This is a genomic window from Defluviimonas salinarum, from assembly GCF_026013545.1.
Taxonomy (GTDB): Bacteria; Pseudomonadota; Alphaproteobacteria; order Rhodobacterales; family Rhodobacteraceae; genus Albidovulum; species Albidovulum salinarum.
This window is the reverse complement of sequence record NZ_JAPDOG010000066.1, coordinates 1-7116: the sequence shown is the minus strand read 5'-3', so window position 1 is coordinate 7116 and position 7116 is coordinate 1. Positions and strand designations below refer to the sequence as shown.

8 protein-coding genes and 1 pseudogene are annotated in these 7116 nt (G+C 64.0%); 5 read left to right on the top strand and 4 right to left on the bottom strand.

Going from position 1 to position 7116, the window contains the following annotated elements; all coding sequences use genetic code 11:
- Positions 1 to 373 precede the first annotated feature (373 nt).
- Positions 374 to 1030, bottom strand: coding sequence for a GntR family transcriptional regulator (locus tag OM960_RS25035; RefSeq protein ID WP_264773892.1), 657 nt, complete (start codon positions 1028 to 1030; stop codon positions 374 to 376).
- A gap of 167 nt (positions 1031 to 1197) precedes the next feature.
- Between OM960_RS25035 and OM960_RS25030 the strand changes: the two genes are divergently transcribed.
- The gene (locus OM960_RS25030) at positions 1198 to 2640 is read left to right on the top strand and encodes an NCS1 family nucleobase:cation symporter-1 (RefSeq protein WP_264773891.1); all 1443 of its coding nucleotides are present in this window, start codon (positions 1198 to 1200) and stop codon (positions 2638 to 2640) included.
- A gap of 574 nt (positions 2641 to 3214) precedes the next feature.
- The gene (locus tag OM960_RS25025) at positions 3215 to 3640 is read left to right on the top strand and encodes a plasmid mobilization protein (protein ID WP_264773890.1); all 426 of its coding nucleotides are present in this window, start codon (positions 3215 to 3217) and stop codon (positions 3638 to 3640) included.
- Positions 3641 to 3656: 16 nt separating this feature from the next.
- Here OM960_RS25025 and OM960_RS25020 read toward each other — a convergent pair whose 3' ends face one another.
- Positions 3657 to 4760: a hypothetical protein gene (locus OM960_RS25020; protein WP_264773889.1), complete on the bottom strand. Its 1104-nt coding sequence runs from the start codon at positions 4758 to 4760 to the stop codon at positions 3657 to 3659.
- On the opposite strand from OM960_RS25020, the gene OM960_RS25015 reads away from it, so the two are divergent.
- A complete protein-coding gene (locus OM960_RS25015) occupies positions 4759 to 4968 on the top strand; it encodes a hypothetical protein (RefSeq protein ID WP_264773888.1) in 210 nt (69 codons plus the stop codon). The genes OM960_RS25020 and OM960_RS25015 overlap by 2 nt on opposite strands.
- Here OM960_RS25015 and OM960_RS25010 read toward each other — a convergent pair.
- The gene (locus OM960_RS25010; protein ID WP_264773887.1) at positions 4938 to 5072 is read right to left on the bottom strand and encodes a hypothetical protein; all 135 of its coding nucleotides are present in this window, start codon (positions 5070 to 5072) and stop codon (positions 4938 to 4940) included. The two genes, OM960_RS25015 and OM960_RS25010, sit on opposite strands and share 31 nt — an antisense overlap.
- Before the next feature lie 37 nt (positions 5073 to 5109).
- On the opposite strand from OM960_RS25010, the gene OM960_RS25005 reads away from it, so the two are divergent.
- Together OM960_RS25005 and OM960_RS25000 are read left to right on the top strand one after the other, a co-directional pair.
- Positions 5110 to 5472 carry a hypothetical protein gene (locus OM960_RS25005; RefSeq protein WP_264773886.1) on the top strand — a complete coding sequence of 121 codons (363 nt, stop codon included), beginning with the start codon at positions 5110 to 5112 and terminating at the stop codon, positions 5470 to 5472.
- A gap of 26 nt (positions 5473 to 5498) precedes the next feature.
- Entirely contained in the window at positions 5499 to 6275 is a 777-nt protein-coding gene (locus OM960_RS25000; protein ID WP_264773885.1) for a hypothetical protein, read from the top strand.
- 237 nt (positions 6276 to 6512) lie between these two features.
- Here the strand turns inward: OM960_RS25000 and istB are convergent.
- A pseudogene (gene istB, locus OM960_RS24995) lies at positions 6513 to 7116 on the bottom strand (IS21-like element helper ATPase IstB); the annotation flags it as partial.

Here is a 7116-nt window from a genome sequence, read left to right as displayed (position 1 = left end):
GTGAACGTCAGGCGGCGCAGCGGGGCCCGGAAAGGGTATCATCATGACGCGGGATCGACGAACGGGAAATTGGAGGTACGCGGATCGTGTCAGGTGCTTCCGAGCGCGATGCCGCCAGCGCCGCCTGTGCCCGGATCGAGGAACCGAGCGATCGCGCAGGTTGCCAGTAACTGAGCACAAGTGTTGACTTCTGCGTCTACCGTCCAAGCGGTGTTTCCGGTGACGTATAAACCGCATGCTACCAAGACGCTCTTACTGCGCCGAAACAAATGCGTCGGGTCTGCCTCGGATGGGGGCGAAGAGGAACGGCAAATCAGCGCCGTTTGTATCGACCAAGCGGCAGTCGAAGTTGAGCCGGGATCCGTGTTGGAGGTCAGGCAACACCCCACCACCGCAGGGTTTGTTCATAGTGATATCGGATTGCGCCGGTGGTGGCCCCGGCGTCGAGGCGGTCGAGGGCGTCGATGATCGCGATATGCTCCTCCATGGCCGACATGATCCGGTGCTGGAGGAACGGGCGGGCGTTCTGGATGATGGCCACGCGCATGCGGTTGGCGGCATAGGCTGCGGCCAGAAGAGAATTGCCGAGACCTTCGGCGAGGAAGTCGTGCAGCGACAAATCAACGGCGATAGCCTTCGGTGGCAGATGGCTTCCCGCGGCGGCCATGGCGGCGTTTCGCATGTCCTCATGGCGTTCTCGCAGCGCTGTCAGGCCGGTTGTCGCGCCTTCGGAAATCCGCCGCCGCGCGCCCTCCTGATCGAATGCCATCCGGAAATCGAGACATTCCCGAATGGTGTCCGGGCGCGCCTCCATCACTTGCACGCCGCGTTTTGGCAGCGTGGTCAACAGGCCCTGCGACGTTCCGTGCTTCACCGCGTCCCGGATCGCGGCGATCGGGCAGTCGAGCAGATCGACAAGTTGCGACATGGACAGAAACTGGCCTTCGCGCAATTTGCCCGAACGCAGCGCGGTCCAGAGCGCCTTCTGTGCCTTGTCGGCCAGTAACTGACTATCTTTCGCCTGCGTCATCGCTATGTCCGAGCCCTGGATTTGTAGGATTTTCGATAAGGTGTTATATGGCATTCGCTATAGTCGTTCAGATATAATACTTTCTAAAATGTTAGTTGCAACCGCAAACAGGCGCGACGTATGCGCCACGTTGGACCGCCGTCACCGGTGGCTTCAGTGAGGAGAGGATGACAACTACAGAACATCATGTGGCCCATGGCGGCACGTTGAATCCCGAGGGGACCAGCACGCTGAACCCCGTTGGCGCCGACGAAAAAACCTGGGGATGGTTCGCCATCTTCAACATCTGGGCGAACGACGTGCAGTCGCTCTTCGGCTATTCTCTGGTCGCCTCGCTGTTCATTTCCTACGGTGTCGGCGGCTGGACCGCCTTTGCCGCGTTGATCGTCGCGGGACTTTTTGTCATGTGGATGGTCAATCTCTCGGGCGCCGCCGGCGAGAAATACGGCATCCCCTATCCGGTTCTGGCCCGCGCCAGTCTCGGCACCCAGGGCGCGAAGCTGCCGGCGGTGCTGCGCGCGACCGTGGCGGTTTTCTGGTACGGCGTTCAGGTCTACTTTGCCTCGACCGCGCTCGCGCTTCTGATCCGGTCCATCACCGGCGCGCATGGCGGAACGGAATTCCTTGGCCTCGCCTGGATCGACTGGGTGTCATTCGTGATTGTCTGGGCCTTCCACATCTTGATCTTCTGGCGTGGCATGGGATGGGTCGAAACTTTCCTGAACATTGCCGGGCCCTTTGTCTATCTGGTGATGATTGGCCTCGTCATCGTGCTTTGGCAGCGCTCGGAAGGGCAGCTTCTGTCGGCCACCGCAACGATCTTCGCCAATCCCGAGGGCACTTTCGCCACCGAGTTCAAGGGCTTCATCGCGATCGTCGGTACCATGGTCGCCTATTTCGCCGCGGTGATGATCAATTTCAGCGACTTCTCGCGTTATGCCAAGGACAAGCCGACGATGATGCTGGGCAACCTCGCAGGACTGCCCATCAACATGATCCTCTTCTCGGCGTTGGCGCTCTTGACCACCGGGGGCGCGGCGGTAGTTTTTGGCGAGGAAATCATCAATCCGACCGAGATCGTCGAGCGGACCGACAGCGTGCTTCTTGGCGTGATCGCGGCAATCACCTTCTTTGCCGCCACCGTCGGCATCAATCTCGTGGCCAATTTCATCCCCGCGGTAAACGGCATTGCCAACCTCAATCCCGAGAAGATTAGCTTCCGCACCGCCGGCCTGATCACCTCGGTCTTCGCGCTGGTGATCGGTGGCTTCTGGAACAGTTTCATCAGCCAGTTCGGGATCAGTGGCTTTGTAAACACGCTTGGTGCAACGCTCGCCCCGATCTTCGGGATCATGATCGTCGATTACTACTGGCACCGGAACCAGGTGCTGAACGAGGACGATCTCTACGATATGAAGGGCGGCGTCTACCACTACGACAACGGCTGGAATCGCACAGCGGTCAAAGCCTTTGCGGCGGCGACCATCTTCTCGGTGGCGACTGTCTGGGTGCCGTGGCTCGCGTTCTTGTCCGGCTACAACTGGGTGATCGGCGCAATCCTTGGCGGCGTTGTCTACAATGCCCTCGCCAAGCACGATGTGAGAGCCTGATAGCGTTCCAAGACTGCGGCCGGCTCGGCCTGCCCCTATCGGGTTGTCCGGCCGCAAGCGTCAAGAACCGGCGCGGAACACACTTGTTGACTGTCTCGACGCCCGCCCCGGCGACTATCCGTCGTCGCACGCTCAGGGCCACCTAAAAGCCCGACGTTGAGCAACGCCAAGAAGTCCGAGCGTGCCGACGCGCCACTGCATGTGCCAGCTTGCTGGAGCGCACGCCGGGGGTCGGCAAAAGGCCCACGCCAGCGCTAAAGCCGAAATAGCTGGATCCATCTCTTCGTCCGCAGCGAGAAGCTGCGCGGGTCGACCGCCGCGCCGTTCCTCTATCTCGGCGTTCCCCGCTTCGCCAGGTGGAAGGGCGAAAAGCCGATCACCGTGGAGTGGGAGTTGCAGGAACTGGTGCCGTACCACCTCCGCAAGATGCTGCGGATCCCCTGATCCCGCGTAACTTCAGCACGCGTGAAAAAATCCCTTCTGCGCGTTTTGGATTTTCTTCGGTCCCTCGTAGCTTTGTCCTGAACAGCAGGAACAAGGTTCCTCGCGCACATTGCGAAACCCCGGATGACCGATGGCACGACCCAGGAAGCAAGACAGAGAAGCCCGCCGCAAGGCGCTGAGCTTTTACCCGACCGACGACGAACGCGCCTCGATCGAGACGGGTGCTCGGGGCGCTGGGATGGCGGTTTCACGCTATGTCCTGCATCGCGTTCTCGCGGCGGACGGTACTCGGGTTCGGACGATCCGGCGTGATGAGGTGATCGCGGCGCTTTCCGCGGCAGCGCGCGCGCTGGAGGATATCGCCGGTATGTCGCAGGACATGCCGATCCCGGATGGGCTTGCGCTGACCGTCGCGCTTTTGAAGGTTGAGCGCCAGATCTGCCGGATCGGCCTGCCACGCTCTGCGGGCCACGACGCCATCGAACGAGATCCGGGGCTTGGCGCCGATGAGGTTCCGGTAACGGATCCCGAGGCATCGGGGACGCCACCATGCTGATGGGCTTTTCCAGGCATCACTCCGATGGCGAGGGTGCCTCGGTTGGCTGGGGACTGACCGAGTACTTCTTCGCCGAAGCCGTGAATGGCAAGGGCGCGGGTTCCGGGAAAACGATCCTCCGGGATCCTTGTCCGGAAATCCTGATGGGAGACGCGGTCCTGTTTCGGGCGAGCTCCGGGCGCTTACTTTCCAGAACCGCTATCGCTCGGGTGTCCTGTCCTTCGCTGTCGAGGACGTCAATGTGAACCTGTTGAACAATGGCGATCCTGACGAGCGGGGGAGGGTGGCGGCGATCCTGTCGCTGCTGCGCGAGGTTCTGTTCGCCGGCATCCCGGAAGCCGCGCGTCCGATGCTGCTTGTCGGCACGCATACCCACACGGGCCGGCTTGAACTGAACTTCGCCGTGGCGCAGGGCATCCGTGGCCCCGACGGCCGGGTGCGGGCCTGGAACCCGGATCCTCCGGGCCGGACGCGTGACCTCTGGTTGGCGTTCCGGGATCTGGTCAACCTGCGCTTCGGCCTTGCCGACCCGGAAGATCCGCGCCGCCGGCAGCTGATCGCCGGCAAGTCCTGGCAGGTGAAGGCCGCGGCGGTGGCGCGGCGATCCGGTGCAGAGAACGTTGGAGACCCGATGGCGGTAACGCTGGAGCGCCTGCGCGCGGATGTCCTGGCCGAACCGGTCGGGAATCGGGACGAGGTTCTCGACTGGCTGCGGGACGCCGGCGAAGCCGAAGGCTGGACGGTGCTGAGGCAGGGGCCGCGCTCGATTACGGTCGGCCGGCTGGACGATCCCGTCGTGCGCCGCATCCGGCTCAGGGGGCTGATCTGTTCGGAAGCCTTCACCGGCGCCGAAGCGCTGCCGACCGAAGCCTATCTCGAGGCTCAGCTTGCCTCCCGGCGCGCGGTCCTTGCCAGCGCCCCCGAACGCCTCGCGCGGGAGTGGGCGAGGGTCGCGGCGTTCAACAGGTCGCGTCTCGGACGTGGGGCCTGGCCCGAGATCGCCTTCGATCCCGGGGCCTGGCTCGCAGGTGATCTTGATCCGCCCGCCGTGCTCATTCCGAGCGCGCACCATCTGCATCTCTCGAAATCCGACCAGAACCCGAAAGGCGCGCATCGCCATGAGCCACGATCCCCTGACGCCGATGGAGCGGAGCCTGCTGGAACAGGTCAACCGGATGAACCAGGAGACCGCGGATATGAAGCGGCAGATCGCGGAGTTGCAGGGGGCCAACCTTCGCCTGAATCAGCGGGTGGACTCCCTGGAGAAGGCGCTGCAACGGGTCCTGCCGCTCTGGGGTCAGGCCTTCTTGCCGAGCAACTCGACCTGATCCTCGCTGCGGTCCGCCGCGCCATCGCCGCCGCCAATCAGCGCCTCGTCGCGCTGCGCGCGCTTGCCCTGGCCGCCGGCGCGATTCCGGACGCCGTCCTGCAAACCCTTCGCAATGTTCGTCAGTCGCTGGAGACCCTGAATGACACAAGACCTCTCGCCCTCGCTTCCGTCGCCGGCCTCGATGGAGGGCCTCCGGGTCGCGATCGACGCCCTGACCCCTTCGGTGCTGCACCTGGTCACGCTCCTCTCGCAGACGCAGGGGGTGGAGGACGGCGCGGGCAAGCGCCTCGAGGAGCTGATCGGGGAGCTGACCCGGATCATGGTCGGGCTCGCGGGCTCGGCGGAGGAGATGGCAGTGCTGGCAGGGCCGGAGGGGGCGATCGTGGAGATGCAGGCGCGTCTGACGGCGCTGGAGGGCGCGATGAAGCAGCTGAACGCGGCCACCGCGGGGAACATGAATCTCACCAGGAAGATCCACAGCTGGCTGACCGCCACGGCCTGAAACCGCCCTCGGGAAGTCGCGCCGCGGTGCTGGTGGCGATCCGCCGCGCGGCGCTGATGGTGGCGCCCGGGGCGCGGGTGTCGATCCGTCCTGTCGGTGGCGGTTACCGGGTGCGTCTGGGGGAGGGAGCCGAAATCGAGATCGGCGCCGACGGGGTGCGGGTCTTACACGCCGTTGATTGCGAAGTGGCCGGGCGGATCCTTGCGTCGCTGAGCGATGCCCTCGGGTGGCCAGCGTCGGCAGCAGTTCTGCGGAAGAGCGAGATCGTTGCGGAGCCCGTGCCGGAACCGTCGACCGCGATCCGAAGGGACACGCGGCAAAGACCAGATGCTCCGCCCGAGACCACGCAGCCCAGACCTGTTGCAAGCCCTCCTGTTCAGGTTCAGCCCGCGCCCCGGGTCCGGCAGAAGCGGCTGGTATTTATCGACGATATCTCGCGGAAGTCGGACGTCGCAGAATCCGTCGAAGGGCGGGCGGATATCTCGCCACAATATGTTCCTGTCGACGAACTGCTCCGTCCTCAACTGCCTGCCAATGTGCTCAGGCTGCTGAAGGACGGATCGGTAGCGGACTGCTGGCTTGTCGTGACGACGCCCAGGGGCCTCCCCGGAGACATCCGCGCCGCGTGGGAAGACCTCGCCAAGCATCCGGGTCTCGGGGATCGCTTCAGGACGGCCGCTTCTTGCCGGGACCCCGCCCCGGCGTTGCAGGCCATCGACGCGGACCCCGCAGCGGACGACCCGCCCGAAGACCATCCTCCTGCGTCCGAGGCAGATCCGGAAGATCCAGCGCCCGACTGGTGATCAGAAGGGGCGTGACCTGATCAAATTCCCAAGAAACCTTTGCTTCAAGAGATTCGGCGCTGGGGTGAGATCCCCTGTGGGTGTCAATCCCGGCGCAAAATTGGTCGGCGTAGCGGCGGAATAGTCCCCAACGGTTGGGACTGTCGCGCGCCTTGGCGCGTGTGCTCTCCACAAAGCTGACACGCGCCAAGGCGCGCTGGCCGAAGGCCAGTTCTGGGGGGGCGGTTTGCTTGGAGATCAGGTTTTGGCCTTGCGGCTCTGGCGAAGCCTGAAGCTTTCGCCGTTCATCTCGAGGATGTGGACATGGTGGGTCAGGCGGTCGAGGATCGCGCCCGTGAGGCGCTCGGATCCGAAGACCTCGGTCCATTCGTCGAACGGCAGGTTCGATGTGATGATGATCGAGCCGCGTTCGTAGCGCTCGGAGATGACCTCGAAGAGCAGCTCGGCGCCGGTCTTGGAGAGAGGGACGAAGCCCAGTTCGTCGATGAGGAGGAGATCCTGGACGGCGAAGGCCTTCTGGATCCGCTGCAGGCGGCGGTCGTCGGCGGCCTCGATGAGTTCGTGGACGAGTGCTGCGGCGGTGGTGAAGCGGACCTTCAGGCCCTTCTGGCAGGCGGCGAGACCGAGCCCCAGCGCGACATGCGTCTTGCCGGTGTCGCTCGGTCCCAGCGCGATGACGTTCTCGCGCCGATCGACGAACTCGCGAGCCGCGCGAGTTCCATCGTCAGCGCCTTGTTGAGCGTGGGGATTGCCTTGAAGTCGAAGCTGTCGAGGCTCTTCGTGGCGGGGAACTTCGCCGCCTTGATGCGGCGCTCGATCATCCGGCGCTCGCGCTCGATCA

Excerpts from the sequence above, each read along its gene's own strand:
- OM960_RS25015 (WP_264773888.1), top strand. The coding sequence starts at position 4,759 with ATGAGCCACGATCCCCTGACGCCGATGGAGCGGAGCCTGCTGGAACAG.
- OM960_RS25035 (WP_264773892.1), bottom strand. The coding sequence starts at position 1,030 with ATGACGCAGGCGAAAGATAGTCAGTTACTGGCCGACAAGGCACAGAAG.
- OM960_RS25030 (WP_264773891.1), top strand. The coding sequence starts at position 1,198 with ATGACAACTACAGAACATCATGTGGCCCATGGCGGCACGTTGAATCCC.
- OM960_RS25025 (WP_264773890.1), top strand. The coding sequence starts at position 3,215 with ATGGCACGACCCAGGAAGCAAGACAGAGAAGCCCGCCGCAAGGCGCTG.
- OM960_RS25020 (WP_264773889.1), bottom strand. The coding sequence starts at position 4,760 with ATGGCGATGCGCGCCTTTCGGGTTCTGGTCGGATTTCGAGAGATGCAG.
- OM960_RS25005 (WP_264773886.1), top strand. The coding sequence starts at position 5,110 with ATGACACAAGACCTCTCGCCCTCGCTTCCGTCGCCGGCCTCGATGGAG.